General features: G+C 65.5%; 18 protein-coding genes and 1 pseudogene. 11 read left to right on the top strand and 8 right to left on the bottom strand.

Translation table 11 applies throughout. The features are described 5' to 3' along the window. Positions 1 to 76 precede the first annotated feature (76 nt). From M8J71_RS12120 to M8J71_RS12100, 5 genes are all read left to right on the top strand, one after another. On the top strand, positions 77 to 880 hold the full coding sequence (locus tag M8J71_RS12120) for an ABC transporter substrate-binding protein (protein ID WP_163161644.1): 804 nt from the start codon (positions 77 to 79) through the stop codon (positions 878 to 880). A 146-nt stretch (positions 881 to 1,026) separates the two neighbouring features. Then, entirely contained in the window at positions 1,027 to 1,818 is a 792-nt protein-coding gene (locus M8J71_RS12115; RefSeq protein WP_163161642.1) for an amino acid ABC transporter permease, read from the top strand. Positions 1,819 to 1,830: 12 nt separating this feature from the next. After that, entirely contained in the window at positions 1,831 to 2,634 is an 804-nt protein-coding gene (locus tag M8J71_RS12110; RefSeq protein WP_256248153.1) for an amino acid ABC transporter ATP-binding protein, read from the top strand. Between the two features lie 252 nt (positions 2,635 to 2,886). After that, positions 2,887 to 4,113: an aminotransferase class I/II-fold pyridoxal phosphate-dependent enzyme gene (locus tag M8J71_RS12105; RefSeq protein ID WP_256248152.1), complete on the top strand. Its 1,227-nt coding sequence runs from the start codon at positions 2,887 to 2,889 to the stop codon at positions 4,111 to 4,113. Beyond that, positions 4,110 to 4,934 (top strand): VOC family protein, encoded by an 825-nt coding sequence (locus tag M8J71_RS12100; protein WP_256248151.1) that lies wholly within the window; start codon positions 4,110 to 4,112, stop codon positions 4,932 to 4,934. The genes M8J71_RS12105 and M8J71_RS12100 overlap by 4 nt, the downstream gene beginning before the upstream one ends. 23 nt (positions 4,935 to 4,957) lie before the next feature. Here M8J71_RS12100 and menD read toward each other — a convergent pair whose 3' ends face one another. The 4 genes and pseudogenes from menD to M8J71_RS23445 all read right to left on the bottom strand — a co-directional run bounded on the left by menD (position 4,958) and on the right by M8J71_RS23445 (position 10,701). Continuing rightward, positions 4,958 to 6,772 carry a 2-succinyl-5-enolpyruvyl-6-hydroxy-3-cyclohexene-1-carboxylic-acid synthase gene (gene menD / locus M8J71_RS12095; protein ID WP_374114843.1) on the bottom strand — a complete coding sequence of 605 codons (1,815 nt, stop codon included), beginning with the start codon at positions 6,770 to 6,772 and terminating at the stop codon, positions 4,958 to 4,960. A 221-nt stretch (positions 6,773 to 6,993) separates the two neighbouring features. Then, positions 6,994 to 9,060 (bottom strand): annotated as a pseudogene (locus M8J71_RS12090) (PhoX family protein). Positions 9,061 to 9,309: 249 nt separating this feature from the next. Next, on the bottom strand, positions 9,310 to 10,335 hold the full coding sequence (locus M8J71_RS12085) for an o-succinylbenzoate synthase (RefSeq protein ID WP_256248150.1): 1,026 nt from the start codon (positions 10,333 to 10,335) through the stop codon (positions 9,310 to 9,312). Between the two features lie 102 nt (positions 10,336 to 10,437). Then, the gene (locus tag M8J71_RS23445; protein ID WP_256248149.1) at positions 10,438 to 10,701 is read right to left on the bottom strand and encodes a fibronectin type III domain-containing protein; all 264 of its coding nucleotides are present in this window, start codon (positions 10,699 to 10,701) and stop codon (positions 10,438 to 10,440) included. Between the two features lie 199 nt (positions 10,702 to 10,900). Between M8J71_RS23445 and M8J71_RS12075 the strand changes: the two genes are divergently transcribed. The 4 genes from M8J71_RS12075 (at position 10,901) to M8J71_RS12060 (ending at position 13,528) form a co-directional block, all read left to right on the top strand. Then, entirely contained in the window at positions 10,901 to 11,626 is a 726-nt protein-coding gene (locus M8J71_RS12075) for a peroxidase family protein (RefSeq protein WP_256248148.1), read from the top strand. 64 nt (positions 11,627 to 11,690) lie between these two features. Beyond that, positions 11,691 to 12,032, top strand: coding sequence for an ArsR/SmtB family transcription factor (locus M8J71_RS12070; RefSeq protein WP_256248147.1), 342 nt, complete (start codon positions 11,691 to 11,693; stop codon positions 12,030 to 12,032). 11 nt (positions 12,033 to 12,043) lie between these two features. Then, positions 12,044 to 12,544, top strand: coding sequence for an SRPBCC family protein (locus M8J71_RS12065; RefSeq protein ID WP_256248146.1), 501 nt, complete (start codon positions 12,044 to 12,046; stop codon positions 12,542 to 12,544). A gap of 78 nt (positions 12,545 to 12,622) precedes the next feature. Further along, positions 12,623 to 13,528 carry a phosphatase PAP2 family protein gene (locus M8J71_RS12060; RefSeq protein ID WP_256248145.1) on the top strand — a complete coding sequence of 302 codons (906 nt, stop codon included), beginning with the start codon at positions 12,623 to 12,625 and terminating at the stop codon, positions 13,526 to 13,528. 12 nt (positions 13,529 to 13,540) lie between these two features. Here M8J71_RS12060 and M8J71_RS12055 read toward each other — a convergent pair whose 3' ends face one another. The 4 genes from M8J71_RS12055 to M8J71_RS12040 form a co-directional block, all read right to left on the bottom strand. Continuing rightward, entirely contained in the window at positions 13,541 to 15,319 is a 1,779-nt protein-coding gene (locus M8J71_RS12055) for an N-acetylglutaminylglutamine amidotransferase (RefSeq protein ID WP_256248144.1), read from the bottom strand. Between the two features lie 27 nt (positions 15,320 to 15,346). Continuing rightward, complete coding sequence (locus M8J71_RS12050) at positions 15,347 to 16,480, bottom strand: glutamate--cysteine ligase (RefSeq protein WP_256248143.1); 1,134 nt, start codon at positions 16,478 to 16,480, stop codon at positions 15,347 to 15,349. Between the two features lie 275 nt (positions 16,481 to 16,755). Beyond that, entirely contained in the window at positions 16,756 to 17,574 is an 819-nt protein-coding gene (locus tag M8J71_RS12045; protein ID WP_256248142.1) for a gamma-glutamyl-gamma-aminobutyrate hydrolase family protein, read from the bottom strand. Positions 17,575 to 17,682: 108 nt separating this feature from the next. Next, positions 17,683 to 18,483, bottom strand: coding sequence for a carbon-nitrogen hydrolase family protein (locus M8J71_RS12040; protein WP_256248141.1), 801 nt, complete (start codon positions 18,481 to 18,483; stop codon positions 17,683 to 17,685). Between the two features lie 251 nt (positions 18,484 to 18,734). On the opposite strand from M8J71_RS12040, the gene M8J71_RS12035 reads away from it, so the two are divergent. Then, on the top strand, positions 18,735 to 19,205 hold the full coding sequence (locus M8J71_RS12035) for a hypothetical protein (protein ID WP_256248140.1): 471 nt from the start codon (positions 18,735 to 18,737) through the stop codon (positions 19,203 to 19,205). A 104-nt stretch (positions 19,206 to 19,309) separates the two neighbouring features. Next, positions 19,310 to 20,719 carry a carboxypeptidase-like regulatory domain-containing protein gene (locus M8J71_RS12030; protein ID WP_256248139.1) on the top strand — a complete coding sequence of 470 codons (1,410 nt, stop codon included), beginning with the start codon at positions 19,310 to 19,312 and terminating at the stop codon, positions 20,717 to 20,719. Positions 20,720 to 20,866: the final 147 nt, after the last annotated feature.

Genomic DNA, 20,866 nt, shown 5'->3' with positions numbered 1-20,866 from the left:
GATGCACATCTCCTAAACGGCGCTACACTATGAACCGATTTAGTACCGCATACTCCTGCAACAAAAGGTAAGAAACATGCAGCTCAAGTCCCTGGCCACGGCCAAGATCACCGCCAAGGCAGCAGCACTGTTCGCCGCCGGCGCCCTCACCCTCACGGCCTGCGGCGGCGGAAGCTCCACTCCGGCAGCTTCCGAAGGCGGCATCCAGCTCATCAACTCCGGCAAGCTCACTGTGTGCTCGGATATCCCCTACGAGCCGTTCGAATTCGAGAAGGACGGCCAGACGGTCGGCTTCGACGTGGACATCGCGAAGGAGCTCGCCAAGGACTTCGGCGCCGAACTGAGCATCGTGGACAGCTCCTTCGAAGCCATCGAGACCGGCACCGCGCTGACCCAGTGCGACCTGGGCATCTCCTCCATCTCCATCACGGACACCCGCAAGGCCGTCATGGACTTCTCCACGCCGTACCTGGATGACGACCTGGCCCTGGTAGCCAGCGAGGATTCCGGCATCAACGGCCTGGCCGACGCCAAGGGCAAGAAGGTGGGCGTCCAGCAGGCCACCACCGGCGCAGACTACGCACAGGAGCAGGGCCTCGACGCCCAGCAGTTCGAGGACACGGGCCTCCTGGTGCAGGCACTTGAGGCCGGCACCATCGACGCAGCCCTGGGCAACCAGTCCGTCCTGGGCTACGCCATCAAGGACCAGCCCAAGTTCAAGAGCGTTGAAGAATTTGCCACCGGCGAGCAGCTGGGCATTTCCATCAAGAAGGGCAACACCGCCATGGCTGAGAAGGTCAACGGCACCCTCAAGCGCCTGACCGACGACGGCTCCCTTGAGAAGTTCAAGACCACCTGGTTCGGCGAAGCCGCCAAGTAGCCAACCACCGCCAAGTAGTCGCCGTGCAGGCCTGAGGCTCCCCCGCCTTGGGTTACGGCCCTGAGAACTACGCAGCCGGGGCCCCGGACGAGCTGTACCGCAGTCCGTCCGGGGCCTCTGCCACGCACAACGAATGTGAGCAACCCATGGCAATGACCGCACGTCAGCGAGCCAGAGTAAGCCTGTATGTCCAGGCCGGAATCTTTGTTGTGGCCATCGCCGCGCTGATCCTGGCCACCGACTGGGAGACCATCGGCAACAGCGTCTTCAACTTCGGCAAGATCGGCCCCATGTTCCCCGGCATCTTCGTGACCGGCCTGGTGAACACCCTGATCTACACCTTCCTCGGCTTCATCGTGGGCCTCTCCGGCGGCCTGCTGCTGGCCCTGATGAAGCTCTCCAGCTTCCCGCTGTACCGCTGGATCGCCACCGGCTACATCGAGTTTTTCCGCGGAATCCCGGCGCTTCTGGTCTTCATCGCTTTCGGTTACGGCGTCCCGCTGGCGTTCGGTGTCTCATGGAACATCACCGTGATCGTGATGATTTCGCTGGGCATGGTCGCCTCGGCCTACATCGCCGAAACCCTCCGTGCCGGCCTGCAGGCGGTACCGAAGGGCCAGCTCGAAGCAGCCCGCTCCCTGGGCATGCCGCAGTGGCGGGCCATGGTCACCATCGTCATCCCGCAGGCGTTCAAGATCGTCCTGCCGCCCCTGACCAACGAGGTCATCCTGCTGACCAAGGACTCCTCGCTGATCTACGTCCTGGGCCTCACCGCTTCCCAGTACGAGCTCACCAAGTTCGGCCGCGACGGCATCTCCAGCCTGGGCGCAGGCCTGACCCCGCTCCTGGTGGCCGGAGCCTTCTACCTGGTGATCACCATCCCCCTGAGCTTCCTGGCCCGGAAGTTCGAAAGCCGCACCGCGCGGTCAAACCGATAGGCAGCGAAGACCATGAACGACGTCGTAAACAACTCCCGCGGTGGCACGGCAACCGTCCACGCCGCCGGCGTGGAGATCAAGGACCTGCGCAAGTCCTACGGATCCAATGAGGTCCTGAAGGGCATCAGCCTGGACGTGGCTCCCGGCGAAGTGGTGTGCCTGATTGGGCCGTCCGGCTCCGGCAAGTCCACCCTCCTGCGCTGCGTGAACCTGCTGGAGCAGCCCAACCAGGGCAGCATCCACGTGGGTGGCTTCGAGGCGACCGATCCCGATGTGGACATCGACAAGATGCGCCGCAAGGTGGGCATGGTGTTCCAGCAGTTCAACCTGTTCCCGCACCTGGACGCCAAGCGCAACTGCTCCATCGCCCAGACGAAGGTCCTCAAGCGGTCCCAGGCCGAGGCCGACAAGGTGTCAATGCACAACCTGGAGCGCGTGGGACTGGGACACCTCTCGGACCGTTTCCCGGACCAGCTCTCCGGCGGCCAGCAGCAGCGTGTGGCCATTGCCCGCGCGCTGAGCATGGATCCGGAGCTGATGCTGTTCGATGAGCCCACCTCCGCCCTGGACCCCGAGACAGTGGGCGATGTCCTCTCCGTGATGCGGAACCTCGCCAAGGAGGGCATGACCATGCTGGTGGTCACCCACGAGATGGGCTTCGCCCGTGAAGTGGCGGACCGCGTGGTGTTTATGGACGGCGGCATTGTGGTGGAGGAAGGCGTGGCCGAGCAGGTCATTTCCGCCCCCACCCAGGCTCGCACGAAGGAGTTCCTGCGCCGCGTGCTCGACCCGACGCACATCGATATCGAGGAGTAGCCCTTCTCCAGTTTCGACACACAGATTCCCTGGCGCTGCGGATATATCCGCGGCGGCAGGGAATTTCTGCGTCGGGGGTGGCTTGCGCGCCGCCACCCGTAACGCGTACGACGGCGGCACGCGCCACTTGCCCGGGCATTTACTTCCTGTGTGCCGCGGCACACAATAGGTCCCACTACAGCCCTGGCTCAGCAGCGTGCTGCCCATCCGATGTGCCGTCCCACCCTGGCCGGCCAATAGAGGAGCGCCGGCATGACAGACCCGACAACCACACCGTGGCCAACCTCGGCCGTATCAGTCCGCGCTGGGCGGCTGGCATCCATCCCCTCGTTCCAACGGGTTGACGCCTACCTCACGGCGGCCAGCCTGCGCCGGAAAGCCCGGTCGGATATTTGTGATTTCACTTTCGGCAACCCGCACCAGATGCCGCCCGACCGGTACGTCAGTACGTTGCGGGATGCCCTTACTCCGCAGCACGACCAGTGGTTCGCATACCAGACCAACGGCGAAGCTGCCCGGGAGGCGGCCGCGGAATCCCTTCAGCGGCTACTGGATGTGCCGTTCCGTAGGGAGGACATCTACCTCACTACCGGCGGTTTTGCCGCCATCGCCTTGGCGCTGAAGACGGTCAGCGATCCGGGTGATGAAGTCATTTACAGCCTGCCGCCGTGGTTCCTGTACGAGCCGCTGATCCTTGAAGCAGGCCTCGTTCCGGTGAAGGTAAAAGTCAGCACGGCAACGTTTGACCTGGATCTGGACGCGATTGAGTCTGCCATCACGGAGCGCACCAGGGTTGTGATCGTCAATTCACCCAACAATCCCACGGGGCGGATCTACCCTCCCGACCTGCTGCTCCGGCTGGCGGAAATGCTGGAGGCGGCCTCGGTGCGGATCGGCAGGCGGATCTACCTGGTCTCAGACGAGGCCTACAACCGGATTGTGTTCGATGGCCTCCGCTTCCACAGTCCCGTGGAGTTCTACGCGCACACTCTCCTGGCCTATTCCTACGGCAAAACCCACCTCTCGCCGGGCCAGCGGGTGGGCTATCTGGCGCTGCCGCCCACGATGCCGCAGCGGGAGGAGATGCGCCCCGCCATCACCGGCCTACAGGTGGCGATGGGCTGGGTGTACCCGAACGCCCTGCTGCAGCACGCGCTTCCCGAACTGGAGACGTTCACCATCGACGTCGGCCAGTTGCAGCGGCGCCGGGACCGGCTGGTGGACGCGCTGGGCGGCATGGGTTACCGCGTTCACCGGCCGGAGGGCACGTTCTACCTGTTTGCCACCTCCCCCATTCCGGACGACGAGGCGTTCACCGAGTCACTCGTCCGCCGGGATGTCTTTGTTTTTCCGGGTGCGCTGTTCGAGACGCCCGGCTTTTTCCGGATCTCCCTCACTGCCAACGAGGACATGATCGAACGCAGCCTGCCTGCATTCGAAGCCGCAATGACGGAAAGCATGAACAGGAGCGAGGCATGAACCAACGGACCTACCCTCAGGGTGTCCCGTGCTGGATCGACACGGAGCAGCCTGACGTAAACGCGGCTGCTGATTTCTACGGCGGACTTTTTGGCTGGACCTTCGAGGATGTAATGCCGCCCGGGGAGCCGGGCAGGTACCTGATAGCAAAGCTGGACGGCCGTGACGTCGCCGGGATAGCAAGCAGCGCGGAGGGAACGGCGTGGAACACCTACATAGCAGTCGATGACGCCGACGCTGCAGTCCGGCGGCTGGTGACGGCGGGTGCCAAGGTGCTGGCCCCACCGGCAGACGCGGGAGAAGGCGGCCGCGGAGCGTTGCTGGCCGATCCGGAAGGAGTCAAGTTCCGCATCTGGCAGCCGAAGCGGCGGCTGGGGGCGCAGGCGGTCAATCAGCCGGGAGCCTGGAATTTCAGCGACCTGCATACGGCTGACCCCAGCGGGGGCATTGCGTTCTACGAGGACGCGTTCGGCTGGCAGGTGGACGACGTCGGCTTCGGGCTGATGGTCCGACGCCCAGGCTACGGCGACCACCTTGAAGCAACAATCTATCCGGACATCAGGACCCAGCACGCAGAGATCGCCGCCCCACCCGGCTTCGATGACGCGATCGCCTGGGTCGTAGCAACTGACGCCGGCGAACCGCCGCACTGGCACGTGACGTTCGCCGTTGCCGACCGGGACCAGGCTGTTGCTGACGCTATCCGGCTGGGGGCCGAAATCCTTCGGCAGTACGACACCGGGTGGACGCGGGAGGCCTTGATCCGGGACCCGCAGGGAGCAACGTTTAGCGCCAGCGAGTTCACGCCGCCGACGGAATAGGTCCACAGGGCACCGCTTGTGGGCTACCGCGCCAGTACTCCCCCGACCGCGGCGGCGACGGCCTCTTTGATCCGGCCGTGCAGGGCGCGCAGGCCCTGCCGGTCGGTTCGGACTTCAATGATGCTGCGGCCCTCGATCGGCTGCGTGAGCGCCTCGGCGAGTGCCGCCGTCGTACTTACCGAGCAATGCCCGACGCCGTGCGCTGCAGCAAGTGCCGCAATGTCCACTGTATGGGGGGTGCCGAAGAGGCGCTCGACGGCGTCGCCATACGTTCCTGCCGCACGCACCGCGCCGTGCTCCAGCAGGTCGAAGATGGCCCCGCCGGCGTCGTTGAGCACAACGATCCGCAGGTGCGGCTCTTCCTCCCCGGTGCCCAGGAGCAGGCCGCCGGCGTCGTGCAGGAAGGTGATATCGCCCAGCAGGACGGTGGTTTCCTGCCGCCCGCCGAGTGCAATGCCGGTGGCGGTGGAGATGGTGCCGTCGATCCCGGCGAGGCCGCGGTTGGCATATACGGTGGCGGCAGGTTCAGGAGCGGGCAGGCCGGCCAGGTCCACGTCGCGGATTCCGTTGGAGGAGCCCAGCAGCAGCTGGCCCCGGGCGTGTTCCCACACCAGCGAGCCCACGGCCGGACCCGTGGCCGCAGCTCCCTCAGCCAGGATGCGGTCCAGCGCGTGCTGGGCGGCCGATCCGGCAAGCAGCCAGGTATCCAGCCATGTGGCCGGGCCGCGGCCGGCAAAATCTGCCAGGTCCGCGAGGCTTTCCAGGGGCAGCTCGGTGCGCCGGCCGGGCTCGTACCAGGCCACCGGAACCGGCTGGTAGAGGGCGGTTTGAACGTCCGCGCGGGCCAGTAGGGCTGCGACCGGCCGCGACAGAGTAGGCCGGCCGAACAGGACCACCCGCTCAATCGGCGCTGCTGCCCCGGCTCCAAAGTGCTCCAGCAGAAGCCGGTACGGGCCCACGGCGTTCGGCCCGAAGCGGGCATTGGAGGACGGCTCGGCCAGCAGCGGCAGGCCATGCGCGCGGGCGAAGGCCTCGGCGACCGGGCCGGCGTCGTGCCCTGCGAGTACCACGGTGCGTCGTTCGGGCAGGTGCTCAGATGCAGGCGGAAGGTTCATCACGAGCGGCTCACTGGCCAGCCGGTACCGCGGCCGTTCTGCCGCCGCCGGCAACTCCGCCCCGGCCTCGGGAATCAGCGGATCGCGGAACGCCAGGTTGAGCTGGACCGGGCCGGGGGCCAGGTCGGGGAACGCGCCGGTGGCCGCCGACAGGCCGGTCCGGATGGCGCGTTCGGGGTCGGTGCCTGCGGGGACGTCGACGGCGAAGCGCACCTGTTCGCCGAAGATGTCGGGCTGGATGGTGGTCTGGTTGGCGCCGGTGCCGCGCAGCTCGTCCGGCCGGTCAGCGGACAGGACGATGAGCGGGACGGCGGCATGGTTTGCCTCCATCACCGCCGGGAGGAGATTCCCGACGGCGGTCCCGGACGTCGTGAGGACGGCGGCGGGCGAGCCGGTGGACAGGGCAAGGCCCAGCGCCGTGAAGCCGGCGGAACGCTCGTCGATGCGGACCAGCAGCTCCACCTTACCCTCGGCCGACGCCTCCGCCAGGGCGTAGGCCATGGGAGCGGACCGGGACCCGGGCGACACCACCACGTGCTGCACACCGCCGTCGACCAAGACCCCGACGGCGATCCGCGCCGCCGCCACGGCACTCAACGAAGGTGCGGCGTCGGAAGCGCCTGCGGAGTACGTCTCTGCGGGGGAAGAGTCTGTAGCGGATGCGTTTTGGTGGGGAGCGTCTTGATCTGAAGCGTCTTGGGCGGAATCGTTGTGCGAAGTCACCAAACCAGTCTGCCACCCCCGACGCCCCATCACTCCCCGCACCAAAACCGCCAACGCTCTCTCACTTAATGTGCCATAAACCGCCAACGCTCTCTCACTTAATGCGCCTTAAACCGGGACGCTCCATCACTCTCCTGAAGAGAGTGATAAAGCGTCCTGGAATTACCCGCGTTAAGTGAGAGAGCGTTGGATTTCGACAGGCTCATTCACCGGGGACGAACCTAGCCGCGGAACACCTGGATCACGGACGGGCGCGGCGCGCGTGCCTGGCCCGGAGCCGGCGTCGTGCCTTCCTTGACATAATCCGGAAAGAAGGACACCTGCGCCTCGAACTTACCGTCCTCGCCCGGGTGCTGCACGGCGACGAACACGGTGCGCTCCTCGTCATGGATGATAGGACCACACGTTTCAGCGTCACGGGGAACGGCGAGGAACTGCTCCACCTTGCCGCGATCGGCTCCCTCCAGGGTGACCTTGAACAGGCCGTCAGCGCGGCCGATACCGGAGGGGGCGCCGTCCGTGGCAATCCAGAGGTTGCCCACCGAGTCGAACGCGAGGTTGTCCGGGCAGGAGATGGGTGAAACCTTGTCCACGGGGAGGCCGGAGAAGTAGGTGACATCACCCTGGGCGGGATCGCCGCAGACCATGAGCAGGTTCCAGGTGAACCCGGTGGAGGTCTGGTCGCCGGTCTCCGTGATTTCCACGATGTGGCCGTCGCGGTTCTGGTTGCGGGGGTTGACCTCGTTGGCGCCTTCATTGGACCCGACACCGCGGTTGGAATTGTTGGTGCACGCCACGTAGACCTTGCCGGTGTGCAGGCTGGGCTGCACGTCCTCGCAGCGGTCCATCTTGGTGGGGCCAACCTTGTCCGCGGCGAGGCGGGTGTACACCAGCACCTGTTCCACGGACATGCCCGGTACTGCTGATTCGCCGTCCACGACCAGGGGCAGCCACTCGCCGATGCCGTCGAAGGCACTATCTGCAGGCACTGCGCCGGTGCCGGTGATTTCAGCGGCCGGCGAGTTGCCCGTGAACCTGGCAACGTACAGGTTGCCCGCGGACAGCAGCGTCATGTTGTGCTTGCGGTCGCCCTCGCGGTACTTGTCCTTGGAGACGAACTTGTAGAGGTAGTCGAAGCGCTCGTCGTCGCCGGAGTAGGCCACGACGTGCCCGGACTTGGCCACGATCACGTTGGCGCCCTCGTGCTTGAAGCGGCCCAGCGAGGAGTGCTTCTTGGGGGTGGAATCGGGATCGAACGGATCAACCTCCACGATCCAGCCGAAGCGGTTGGCTTCATTCTCATAGCCGGCGTTGCGGGTGTCGAAGCGGGGGTCGTCCCGTTCCCAACCGCGGGCGGTGGCCTTGTTGGTCAGGCCGTAGCGCTTGTCCTCGGCGGAGGTGCCCGGGGAGACGAAGTAGCCGTTGAAGTTCTCTTCGCCGGAGAGGATGGTGCCCCAGGGTGTGGTTCCGCCGGCGCAGTTTCCCAGGGTGCCCTTGATGAAGCGGCCGTCCTTATCGTCAACAGTCTTGATCAGTGACGAGCCGGCCGGCCCGGTCAGCTCGTAGACGGTGTTGTTAAGGTAGTGGCGGTTCAGCGGCGCACCCTTGACGTAGGTCCACGGTTTGTTCTTGTTCTGGCGCTCCAGCTCCACCACGGTGAGTCCGTGTGCGGCTGCCCCCACAGCACGCATCTGGTCCGCAGGCATGGTGGCCGGGAACATGATGTTCTCGTTGGTGTACTCGTGGTTGGCGAAAAGCACCGCGCGGCGGCCCTTGCTGCCCGGAATCTCCAGGATGTCCGCGTAGTCGTTGTTGTAGCCAAACTGCTTTTCCTGTGCGGCGGCCGTCTAGTTGTCCAGGTCGAACTCCGGCGCGCCGTTGAAGATGGGGTCGCCCCAGCGGATGACCGGCTGCCAGGTGAAGCCTTCGGGGACCGTGACGGCGTCGACGGCGGCATCCACCGGAGCGATCGGCGCGAAGCGGAGCTTGGAGTTGCCGAAGCCTTCCTTCGCAGCCTTCGAGAGGCCGGCAGCGCTGGCGGATTCCGGCGAAGTGACGGCACTGCCGAGGACGACGGCGAGCGCACCGGCGGCGCCGAAGCCGAGGGCGGCGCGGCGGGACATTGTGGCGGAGGCGATGTCGCGGAAGTAGCTGTTGGAGCTGGTGTTGCAGACGTCACCTGCGCACGCGTTGTCGCACTTCAGCGCGCAGGTGACGGCACTGCGCTTGCCCTTGGTATGGCCGAGCATCGGCAGCAGGGTGAACTTGCGGGCAGTCGTTTCAGACATGGGGGCCTTCCAGGGAAATCGATGCGGTTCCCTCACCCTGTCAGCCGGTTTCTACGCGCAGTAGTCAACAAGGTGAAGCTCCGGTTAGCCGCTCGTGACCTGCAGGGATGTGATGGCGCGTCCGCGGAAAAGGCGCGGAAGGTGATGGAGCGTCGGCCGAAAAGGCGCGGAAGGTGATGGCGCGTCCGCGGAAAAGGCGCGGAAGGTGATGGAGCGTGTGCGAAAAAGGCGCGGAAGGTGAGAGAGCGTTTAGGCGGTAAGGAGGGCGTGGACGCGGCGGAGCCGGGCCAGCCACCAGTCCCGGCGCTCTGGCGGAGCCGCATACTGCTCAAGCAGCCCGGCGTCGGCGGCGACGTCGCGGAGGCGGATGGCGCCGTCGTCGGCCACGAGCGGATCCATGGTGATGTCGGATTCGAACAGGGACACCGTACCCAGCCCGCATGCGTAGGGCAGTTCCGGAAGCGCCGCCGCCAGGGCAAGGCCAGCGCGGATCCCCACCGAGGTGTCCAGCGCTGAGCTCACGACGGCGGGAAGTCCGGCCTGCGCCACGATGTCCAGGGCGCGCCGTACTCCCCCGAGCGGCGCCACCTTGACCACGATGAGGTCGGCCGCGCCGGCGCGCGCCACGCGCAGGGGGTCTGATTCCTTACGGACACTCTCGTCCGCCGCGATCAGCACAGGTGTTCCGGCGGTCCGCAAGGCACGCCGCACCTCGGCCAGCCCGTCGATGGTGGGCACCGGCTGTTCGGCGTATTCCAGGCGGACGTTGGCCAGCCGTGTGAGCGCCTCGACAGCGGCCGGAATATCCCAGCCCCCGTTGGCATCCACGCGGATGGCCGCATCCGGAAGGGCGGAACGGACGGCGGCGAGGCGGGCGGCGTCGTCGTCGAGCGTCTGGCCGCGCTCGGCAACCTTAACCTTTACAGCGTCCACCCTGCCAAAGCGCGCCAAAACCTCCGGAACCCGGTCAGCCGGAACGGCGGGCACGGTTGCGTTGACGGGAATCACCGGACGCAACGGAGCGGGAAACCCTGTCCAGGCGGCCTCGATCGCGGCGGCAAGCCACCGGGAGGCCTCGGCGTCGCCGTACTCGGGGAAGGGGCAGAACTCTCCCCAGCCGGCTGGACCCTGCAGCAGCAGGGACTCGCGCGCCATGATGCCGCGGAACTTCACGCGCATGGGCAGCCTGACCACGTGCGCTGACTTAACAAGCTGCTCCACGGAAGGGATGTTCGGAAACCCGTTCCGGGGCTGATGCTCTGGGTGGGCGGGCATGGTTTCACTCTATCGGCCACCTCTGCGCACAGCGAAAGGGGGTGACCTGGCGGCCACCCCCTTCACTTGCCAGCTGCAGGCGCTGGCTGCGCTATGCCTTTCCTACCGCGCCACCACGCTGTTCGAGCGGGCGGACTCCGGGCTGGTGCCCACGCCGTTGATGGCCACCACCACAAAGCGGTAGTTGCTGCCGGTAAGGGTCATCTCCAGGGTCCTGGCCGTCGCCGGAAGGACCGCGGAGTCCGTCCTTGAAACCACGGTGGCATTGTTTGCCCCCGAGCTCATCCGCAGGGCGGTGACCTTGTAGCCGGTGGTCGGTGAGCCGCCCGTGGTGGCCGGGGGTGTCCAGGCGATCGAGGCTGTCACAGGCCCGCGGTTGTCGCCTTGCCGAGCCCTCCCGATCACCGGAGCGCCCGGCCGGTTGGGCGTCGTAGCCGCATTGGATGCCGCCGATGCGGCACCCGCTCCGGTGCTGTTGACCGCCCTGACCACGAACCTGTAAGTGGTGCCCGGGGTAAGCCCGGTAATCACCTGGCTGGTGGCGGCGTTAGTGAAGGTGGCAGTGGTGACTACCGTGGTTCCCGTGCGGGTTCCCGCGAATGTGAAGTACTTCGAGACGCCGTTCCTGACCGAGATCTCGCACAACGCGGACCCGTCCCCGAAGTACGCGGACAACAATCCCGCCACCCCGCCGGTGGCGCCGGTGACCGATGCTGATGACGCGGCCTCCGCCGACTTCGCCAGCCAGCCCGCGGGAACTTACGACGATGAAATGCTCGACGCACATTTCGTTGCCGGTGATGGGCGGGTCAACGAGAACATCGGCCTGACCGCCATCCACAAGGTCTTCCACTCCGAGCACAACCGGCTCGTCGGCGATATCAAGAACACCCTCGAGAACGACACTTCCCCGAGCGGTGCGGCCACCCTTGCAGAATGGAAGTCGGCGTTGGGTGCAGACGGCTGGAACGGTGAGCGTCTCTTCCAGGCGGCACGCTTCGTCAACGAGATGGAATACCAGCACCTGGTGTTCGAGGAGTTCGCCCGGAAGGTCCAGCCGGCGATTAACCCCTTCCAGTCCTTTGCGTTCACTCAGGCCGAGCTCAACCCCGCCGTCAAGGCCGAATTCGCCCACGCCGTGTACCGGTTCGGCCACTCCATGCTGACCGAAACGATCTCGCGGAGAAACGAGGACACGGGCATCAGCGAGCTGCTGCCGATGGACGGTTCACTTGCCGCGTTGCTAAGCACCGTCAAGGCAAAACCGCTGGTGTCCGAGTACCCAGATTGACCGGTCGGCAGGAAACGGGGCAGGAGCCAGAGCACGCATATCCATACGGATATATAATGAGCGCATGGCACGGGCAGCGACCACCACGGACACTTTCAACGCGGTAGCTGAGCCACGCCGTCGGGAAATCCTGGACGCGCTCACGCAGGGTGAGCGCCCGGTGAACGAGCTGGTGGAACTCCTTGGCCTGGCCCAGCCCCAGGTCTCGCGGCACTTGCGGGTGCTGCGGGAGGTAGGGGCGGTGGATGTGCGGGATGAGGGCCGGCAGCGGCTGTACCGGCTCAACCCCCAGGCGCTGAAGCCCATCCATGACTGGGTCTCCGGCTACCAGCACCTCTGGGACGAGCGCTTCGAACTGCTGGACGACGTGCTCGCCGACCTCAAACAGGAAGACACGCAAGACTAAGGATCAGGACAATGACACAAACAGGCACCATGGACGTGACCTTTCCCAGCGACCGGGAAATCCTCATCACCCGGACCGTCAGCGCGCCCCGGCACCTCGTGTACAGGGCCTGGACCACGCCTGAACTGGTCAAGCGCTGGTGGCCGGGGCGGCGGGGCGAGATGACCACGGCCGAGATGGACTTCCGGGTAGGCGGGGCATGGCGCTACGTGATGGTGGCGCACGGCGAGTTCGAGGTGGCCTTCCACGGAACGTACCGCGAGATCGTACCCAACGAACGGATCGTGCACACGGAGGTCATGGAGACGCCCGGCGCGTCGCCGGACAGCGAGGAAGGGTCCGTGGTCAACACCGTCACCTTCAGCGATGCCGACGGCGGCGCCACCCTGGTCAGCATCCGCACCGACGCAGGAAGCAAGGACGTGCGGGACATGATTGCCCAGTCCGGCATGGAGGGCGGCGTGCGCGAGCAGTTCGAACTGATCGAGGAACTCGCCCGGAACCTGGGGTAACTGCAGCCGGGGCCCGGCCCAGCCGGCATCCCCGGCACATGCGGCGGGATCCCAGCTTTCTGTGACAACCTTGAAGTGATGACTTCTCAACGGCAGGCACCGGCCAGGACCCCAGCACGCCCCGCTCCGGGCTCGGGTTTCTTTTTCGTGCTCGCCACGCTGGCCTGCGTTGCCGGGCTGATCGCCACGTACTACTACTTCGTCCAGACCACTACGGGCCAGTTCATCGACGAGTCCGCGCTGGTGGAGGCCGTCGATATCCACGGGCCGGCGGGCAAGGCGACCACCAGGTTCCTGGACCTGCTGCCCACCATCTCACTGGTGATGGCCGCCGTCGTGGTGCTCTTTGTCACTGTGATCCGGAAGCACTGGACGGAAGCCGGCATTGCGGTGACTGCCTGCATCGGCGCGAATATTGCCACCCAGGTCCTGAAGGATGTGCTTCCGGCCCGGCCGGACAAGGGCGTGGTGACGCTGGAGCTGAATTCGCTGCCGTCGGGGCACACCGCCCTGGCGGCGTCGGCGGCAGCCGCGGTGTTCCTGATGGCCTCGCCCCGCTGGCGCCCGCTGGCCGGTTTTGTGGGCGGCACGTTCGCGATTGCATCGGGCGTATCCACGCTCATCAACCAGTGGCACCGGCCGGCCGACGTGGTTGCCGCGTTCCTGCTGGTGGGCGCTTTTATGATTCCGGCAGGCTGGCTCATCATCCGCCGCGGGGCGTGGAATACGTGGGACGGCTTTGGCGGGCACATCGGGTCGGCCCGGATCTGGCTCACGCTGCCGGTGCTGATCGGGCTGGCGTCAGCTGCGGTGGCGATGTATTCGCTGGTCCGGATCGCGCCCAGTCCCTGGCAGGAGGTCAGCACCACCAACTACTTCTGGGCGGGGATTTCGCTGATCGTGATCGCCGGGTATCTGGCCACCGTCGCCACCACCGCCCTGTTCGCCTACGCCGCACGACGACGAGGCTCACCCAGGCGCTGACGTCATCTGGCGTTAGCCCACCCCGTGGTGCTGGAGCCACATTTCCAGCAGCGCCAACTGCCAGAGGACGTTGCTGTTCACGGCTGTCCGCTGCGTGTTGGGGTCTGCCAGCAGGACGTCGATGTAGGCCGGCTGGAAGAGTCCGCGCTGCTTGGCCTCCGGTGCATGGAGGGCCTCGCGGACGATGGAGATGAACGGTTCCTCAAGGTGGCGGAGGGCAGGGACCGGGAAGTATCCCTTGGGCCGGTCCACCACGGCTGTGGGCAGCAGCTGCCGGCCCAGGTCCTTCAAAATGCCCTTTCCGCCCTGCGATGCCTTGAGTTCCGGCGGGCAGGACGCGGCGAGCTCCACCAGCTCATGGTCCAGGAACGGCACCCGGGCTTCGATGCCCCAGGCCATGCTCATGTTGTCCAGCCGCTTGACGGGATCGTCCACCATCAGCAGGTGGGTATCCAGCCGGAGCACCGCGTCCAGGGCGGTGTCCGCACCGGGGGCGTCCAGGTTGGCGGCCAGGACCCGGCTGCTCACATCGGTGGCGCAGTACCACTCGGGCTCCAGGATGTTGAGGAGTTCTTCATGGCTATGGTCCACAAATTTTGAGGTGAACGTGGACAACGCCTCCGAACGGCCCACCGAAGCAAGCGGCTGGTGGTACCCGTACCCGCCAAAGACCTCGTCGGCGCCCTGGCCGCACTGCACTACCTTCAGATGCTCGGCGACAGTCCGGGAGAGCAGGTGGAACGCCGTCACGTCGTGGCTGGCCATCGGTTCGGACATCGCCCCCACGGCCCCATCGATGGACGGGGTGAACTCGGAAGTGCTGACGTGCAGTTGCTCATGCCGCGTACCGAACTCCCGCGCAACGAGGTCCGAGTAGGCGAACTCGTTTCCGGAGTCCCCGCCGGCGCCGTCAAACCCGATGCTGAACGTGGACAATCCGTGCTGGCCCTCCTCGGCAAGCAGGGCAACGAGGAGGCTGGAATCCAGGCCCCCGGAGAGAAGGACGCCCACCGGCACGTCCGCCACCATCCGGCGTCGTACTGCCGTTTGAAGGGAACCGCGGACGGCTTCCAGCCAGTCCGCCGCGGACCAGTCCGCGTGCTCCGCGCGGCGCGTGTAGTCAGGTTTCCAGTACTCGCGGTCGTGCCAGGTTCCGTCAGCACGAATGGTCCGGATGGTTGCGGCCGGCAGCTTCTGGATGCCGCGCAGGATGGTCCGCGGCGCGGGGACGATCGAGTGCCAGCTCAGGTAGTGGTGCAAGGCCGTCTCGTCAATGGACGTGTCCATCCCGCCCGAAGCCACCAGCGCCGGCAGGCTGGAAGCGAAGCGCAACCTTCCCGGGAGCTCGGAGACGTACACCGGTTTGATGCCCAGCCGGTCCCTGGCCAGCAGGACTTCCTGCCGCTGCGGATCGTAAAGGGCCACCGCGAACATCCCCACCAGGTGGTGGACAAAGTCGTCGCCCCACTTCCGGTAGGCCTTCAGGATCACCTCGGTGTCGCTGTTGGACCGGAAGGTGAATTCCGGCTCCAGTTCCCGGCGCAGTTCTTTGTAGTTGTAGATGCAGCCGTTGAACGTGACGGCCAGGCCGCCGTCGTCCAGCATTGGCTGCGCCCCTGCCTCGGAAAGGTCAATGATGCTGAGGCGCTGATGGCCCAGTGCCACCCAGCCCGATTCCCAGGTCCCCCGCCCGTCGGGCCCACGCGATGTCATCGCCCCCATCATCTTCAGAACCGACTCCTGGGAGGCCTTTCTCCCGTTGAAGGCGATTTCGCCGGCTATTCCGCACATTTCAGGGTCCTCGTTCCTGATCCTTGCCTAAAAGCTCTGGTCGCTCGCCAGCAGCGGCGAATCACTCAGCTGCCAAAGCGCTGTTGCGGGCAGGCTGCTGGCGTGGACTGCGTCGGCGATGACGTCGCACAGGCTGCCCGCTTTGGCGTAGGCGTCCCGCTGCCTTGCAGCACCGGTGCCCCTGGTCAGGACCTGGAACAGCAGGGATTCCACAACGTCGAACTCGCCCTGCTCCTTCAACACCGGCTGGATGAAGTCCAACAGGGACATGACCACGTCGAAGGCGGCGCGGGGCTGGCCTGTCAGCGGATCCACCAGTTCGCCGTCGAGCCCAAACCGGCCCGCCTGCCAGGAGGCGAGTCGAAGCTGTACCGCAGAGGCAGGCACCGGGGGCACACCCGCGCGCCACTGCCTGGCGGCTGTCTCCGCCAGGCCGCGCACCAGGGCGGCGAGCAGGACGGCGTCGTCGGCGAACAGGCACACATCCGCCACCCGGATTTCCACGGTGGGGTGATGGTGGCTAAGCCTCGCGTCGAGGTAGATCTGTGCAAGGTCCAGGGGAACTCCCGAGCGGAGCATTTCCTGGATGTGGGCGTGGTAACCCTCAGCGGAGCCGAAGATTTCGCTGGGACCGGCGGTGGGCCACCTGTTCCAGGCCTGGGAGCGGTAGCTCGCGTAGCCGGTGTCCACACCGTTGCAGAACGGGGAATTCGCTGTCAGGGCCATCAGTACCGGGAGCCAGATCCGGATCCGGTCCAGAATGGCAACGCCTTCCTCGTCCGAGTCGATCTCCACGTGGACGTGGCAGCCGCATGTCAGCTGCTCAGCCGCCGTCACGCCGAACTTCTGCATCATCCGCTCGATCCGCTCGCCCGGGGCGGCAGTGGATTGCACCGGAAAGGGCGATGTGGCAAGGGCAACGGAGCGTGCACCCACCGCGCCGGCGGTGGAATCCGCGCTCACCCGCCGGGCCGTGAGGTCCTGCGCCAGCTCGTCCAGGCTGATCCTTGGCAGCGTGCAGGCTTCGATCTGTTCCTGCTTCATTTCACTGCTGAGCCCGTCATCATCACTCAGGCGGTCCAGCAGTTCGCCCAGTGGCACCGCCTGCCCGCTTGCATTGTCGACGATGAGGAACTCTTCCTCCACACCCAGGCGGCGCATCAGCGCTGCCCCTTTGGGCCGGCATCTCCCTTACGTGGGACTCGTCCGTGGGCAGGAGGACAAACGTTTCGGAAACCAGCCATTCTGACTCCTGGATAGAACCATGAAGCGTTTGGCTTAACCTCAGTGTTAGAACATACTAAGCATGCTTATTTCCTGTCCGCAAGGAAAAACACGCGAAAACACCCCGAAACAAGGCGCATCGCGCGCTGCTTCGGGGCGTTCCCATTGGCCTTTTTCAGGAGCTCCTGGCCACCTGCGGGCGGTTATTTTGCTCAGACGAGCGGCGGCCCAGCGAGGCTGGCATTGATCTCCGCAGTGACGGCCGACGCCGGCGTGGCCGGCAGGAGGCGCGACAGGAACTTCGCCCGGGCTGCTTCGACGAACCCACGGAAAAGGCCGAAGTCCTCCGGCAGCTCCTCCGGATGCCACTGGATGCCCATGGTGAAGGTGTTCGCCGGGTATTCGATGGCTTCCACCACTTGGTCCTCGCTCCAGGCTGCAGCAATAAGGCCTTCGCCGAGCTTGTCCACGGCCTGGTGATGGGAGACCGGCACTGGTCCGGGGTTGGCACCGATCAGCTGCTCAAGCCTGGAGCCGGGCTTGATCTCCACCGGGATCCTGTTGAAGTTATAGCCGCCGGGCTGGTACTGGCCGTTCCCGATGACGTCGGGCAGGTGCTGGTGGAGGCTGCCGCCCAGCGTGACGTTCAGCAATTGCTCGCCGCGGCAGATGCACAGCAGCGGAACGTCCTGGCGGATCGCTTCCTGGATCAGGGCCTGCTCCCAGGCATCACGCTCTGGGCGCGGGGCATCAGTTTCCGGGTGGGCTTCCTGGCCGTAGAGGGACGGGTCCACGTCCCAGCCGCCGGGAACCACCAGGCCGTCGAGCCTGCCAACAAGCAGTTCGATCATGCCTGCCATGACGGGCTGGGGTGGCAGCAGGATGGGTACGCCGCCTGCGGCGATGATGGGGTTCAGGTACGTCTCGGGCAGGAATGCCGCCCTGACCGTGCCGCAACCATCGGTCCCAGCCTGCTCCAGGTACGTGGTGAGTCCGATGATGGGTTTCATCGCGGCGTCGGTGGTCTGCACAGTGGTCCTTCCGGGAAATTTCTCTGCCTCCAATTTTATGGCGGCGGAAGGCACTGAATGTTTCGTGGACGTCAAATGCAGGTGTCAAGAAGGTCACACTTCCGGGGCTTAGTGGAGGTCCCGGGGTACCACTGTGAAGCGGCGGTTGCGCAGGGACGGCACACGGGTCCTGACTGCCGCAATCCGTTCAGGTTCAAGCTCGGCAAAAATGACTCCGGGCGCCTCGCCGGCGTTGGCGATCACCACCCCGAAGGGATCAACCACAATCGAGTAAGCAGTGGCCAGCGGCCCGCTCTGGTTGGCCGCCACCACGTAGGTGGTGTTCTCGATGGCACGGGCACGGACCAAGGTGTTGAAGTGGTCTTCCTTGCCCGGGCCGACGATCCACATGGCCGGCAGCAGCAGGACGTTCGCGCCGGCGTCCACCAGGTAGCGGGCACTTTCCGGAAACCTGAGGTCGTAGCAGGTCAACATGCCCAGGCGCAGCTGCCCGAAGGAGAGCAAAGACGGCTCGGCGATGGTGCCCTGGCTGGTTCCGTCACTTTCGCGGTAGCCAAAGGCGTCGTAGAGATGCACCTTGCGGTACGTGCCTTGAACTGAGCCCTCCGAGTCAAGAGCCACCAGGGTGTTGAACGGAAGGCCGCCGGGGGTGGCTTCGGCGGTTCCCACCACCACGGGCAGGTGGAGCCCTCTTGCGAGCGCTGCGATCCCGCTGATGAATGGACCGTCCAAGGGCTCTGCGACGTCCGCCAGGACACTTGGGGGTTCGGTGCCGGCGTACAGGCTGGACTCGGGAAGCACCAGCAGGTCGGCGTTATTCAGCGCGGCAGTTTCCATCAGCTGTTGTATCTGCACCAGGTTCCGCTGGGGTTCGCTGCCGGCGCTGAACTGCCCGCATGCAATTCTCACTTCGGCCCCTCCTGCCACCGCAACACGGCTCCCTTCACCAAAGGTTCGCACACCCCGGTCTACGCGAATAGCCCCAGTGGTACCTTCCCGGCCTACGTGCGGCTGACCTGCGCAAACGCCGAGGAACACTTGACAAAACCTTGACGAATTACCGATGAGTAATTTGAGCCAGCTCCTCCAAGCTATTCCTATCGGAGCCACACAGGCTCACAAGGTCTCTGCGGTTACCGCAAAAGTTTTAGGGGTATGACATGAGCAAGGTTGCTGGACGTAAGAAGCGCATCATCGGCACCACTGCCGCACTGGTAGCCATCGGCGGCGGTGCAGCTTTCGCCTACTGGACGGCCACCGGAACAGGCAGCGCCACCACCAAGGCCGGCACCACCTCCAGCTTCGAGATCACCGGTACAGCTACAGGCGGCGACCTTTCCCCGGGCGGGCCGACGCAGAAGGTCACCTTCACCGTGACAAACCCAGGCACCGGCGTTCAGAAGGTCTCGAAAGTTGTTGTCAAAGTCGCCAACACCGACGGCACCACGTGGACCTCATCGACCGGCTGCAAGACGGCCGACTTCGCAATAACGGACTACGACTTTACTGCTAAAGAACTTGAGCCCGGTGGCACTGCCACCGGCACGGTAACTCTTCAGATGGTCAACAGCGCAGAGAACCAGGACGGTTGCAAGGGCGCCACGGTGCCCCTGCACTTCGCGGCCAGCTGAAGGGGCATGGAGTCACCTTCCTGAAGCAGTCCATCAGCTTCGTAGCCCAATGGTGATGAAGTCCGCCTGACCGCTATCCAGCTCGATTTTTCCGGAAGGTCCCCGTGCCCACAAACGCCAGCTCCCCCGAAGCCACCCCCCGGCTTCGGCGGGAGCTGGTTTGGTTTAACTGGCTCTTGCGTGCCGGAGTGCTGGCCGTCGTGGTCCTTTTTATTGCAGCTTTCGCAGGCGCTGCTCCCGCTTCAGCGCACTGGCGGGCTTCCGGCTCCGGAAGTACGACGGCGTCAGCGGCCACGCTGCTTCCGCCCACCAACGTTTCGGTGCCGGCAAGCAGTAACTCAAACGTTGCCGTCAGCTGGACAGGGTCCCCCGGCGCCGTGGTCCCCACGGGCTACTACGTCACCCGGATCAGCGGTTCCACAGCCGTAGCCGCCTGCGGCTCCAGCCCGGCCGCTCCGATCGCAGGCACTACCTGCACGGACGCATCCGTCCCGGAGGGCACCCACCGTTACCAGGTAACTGCCGTCCACCGTTCCTGGACAGCAGCGGGCCCCGTCAGCGAAACCGTAGCGGTGACCAGCCTTCGTGACCTCTCCTTCGATTCACAGCCATCCGCTACCGTGGCCGCTGGCTCGCCGATCACCGTCAGTGTGCGGGCAACCTCGGCTGGAATTCCCTCAGCCGGAGTCCCGGTCACCATCAGCCTTGGCGCCAATCCCGCTGCCGGGACGCTCTCCGGAACGGTCACCGCCACCACCGATGGGTGGGGCACAGCCGCGTTCGGCGGCCTCTCGATCAACAAGGCAGCTGCGGGCTACACGCTGATCGCTTCCAGCCCTGGTTACGCCGGCGCCGTCAGCAGCACGTTCACCGTGGTTCCGGCCGCAGCCAGCAAGTTGACAGTCACCAGCAGCGCAGCCCTTACGGGCCCGGCCTCAAGCGCCGCAATCCTTGGCCCGGTTACGCTGCAACGCCAAGATGCTTACGGCAATGCCGTTACTGCCGGGATTTCCAGCGTCTCGCTCGCCACCAGCTCCGCCGGTGCCACCATCTTTGCTGCCGCGGCAAACGGCGCAAAGATCTCCACGGTGACCATCCCGGCCGGGTCCTCGTCGGCGTCGTTCTTTTACGGGGACACCAAAGCCGGCACCGCAACCATCACTGCAGCTTCCCAAGGGCTGGCGGCTCCCGCACCGGTGACCGCGACCATCACGGCCGCAGCAGCGGGGCGACTCAAGTTTGATGCCATTCCCGCCGTCGTCCTCAAGAACACTCCCATCACGCCGCCGGTGAGCGTCCATGTCCTGGACGCCTTCGGCAACCCGGTTGATAATTCCGCGCAGGTCATGCTTCAGTCCAACTGCACCATCAAGGGCACTCTTACGCGGGCAGCATCATCAGGCCTCGCTGCTTTCCCCGACCTCGAAATTGCCGGAAAAGCTTCAGGCTGCGTTCTGACGGCCAGCAGCGGCACCCTCGCCACGGACACCAGCAACCCCTTTAACGCTGACTAGCAGCCAGACTAGGATCGCTTGGACTAGCGGTCCAGCGTCGCTGACGCGCCGTGGTGGGAGAAAGTATGCGGTTGCCTCGCCCCGGGCTCTGGCCGAGGATGAGGTTTTGGGCAGATCATGGAGGTGTCTGCCGCGGTGGACGCCGGT

The sequence above is a fragment of the Pseudarthrobacter sp. R1 genome (assembly GCF_024494415.1).
Lineage (GTDB): Bacteria > Actinomycetota > Actinomycetes > Actinomycetales > Micrococcaceae > Arthrobacter.
The sequence above is the reverse complement of the archived record's forward strand: the minus strand, read 5'-3'. Positions and strand labels throughout refer to the sequence as shown.

Coding starts and splice junctions, on each gene's coding strand:
- M8J71_RS12120 (WP_163161644.1), top strand. CDS start 77: ATGCAGCTCAAGTCCCTGGCCACGGCCAAGATCACCGCCAAGGCAGCA.
- M8J71_RS12115 (WP_163161642.1), top strand. CDS start 1,027: ATGGCAATGACCGCACGTCAGCGAGCCAGAGTAAGCCTGTATGTCCAG.
- M8J71_RS12110 (WP_256248153.1), top strand. CDS start 1,831: ATGAACGACGTCGTAAACAACTCCCGCGGTGGCACGGCAACCGTCCAC.
- M8J71_RS12105 (WP_256248152.1), top strand. CDS start 2,887: ATGACAGACCCGACAACCACACCGTGGCCAACCTCGGCCGTATCAGTC.
- M8J71_RS12100 (WP_256248151.1), top strand. CDS start 4,110: ATGAACCAACGGACCTACCCTCAGGGTGTCCCGTGCTGGATCGACACG.
- M8J71_RS12085 (WP_256248150.1), bottom strand. CDS start 10,335: ATGCCCGCCCACCCAGAGCATCAGCCCCGGAACGGGTTTCCGAACATC.
- M8J71_RS12070 (WP_256248147.1), top strand. CDS start 11,691: ATGGCACGGGCAGCGACCACCACGGACACTTTCAACGCGGTAGCTGAG.
- M8J71_RS12065 (WP_256248146.1), top strand. CDS start 12,044: ATGACACAAACAGGCACCATGGACGTGACCTTTCCCAGCGACCGGGAA.
- M8J71_RS12060 (WP_256248145.1), top strand. CDS start 12,623: ATGACTTCTCAACGGCAGGCACCGGCCAGGACCCCAGCACGCCCCGCT.
- M8J71_RS12055 (WP_256248144.1), bottom strand. CDS start 15,319: ATGTGCGGAATAGCCGGCGAAATCGCCTTCAACGGGAGAAAGGCCTCC.
- M8J71_RS12050 (WP_256248143.1), bottom strand. CDS start 16,480: ATGCGCCGCCTGGGTGTGGAGGAAGAGTTCCTCATCGTCGACAATGCA.
- M8J71_RS12035 (WP_256248140.1), top strand. CDS start 18,735: ATGAGCAAGGTTGCTGGACGTAAGAAGCGCATCATCGGCACCACTGCC.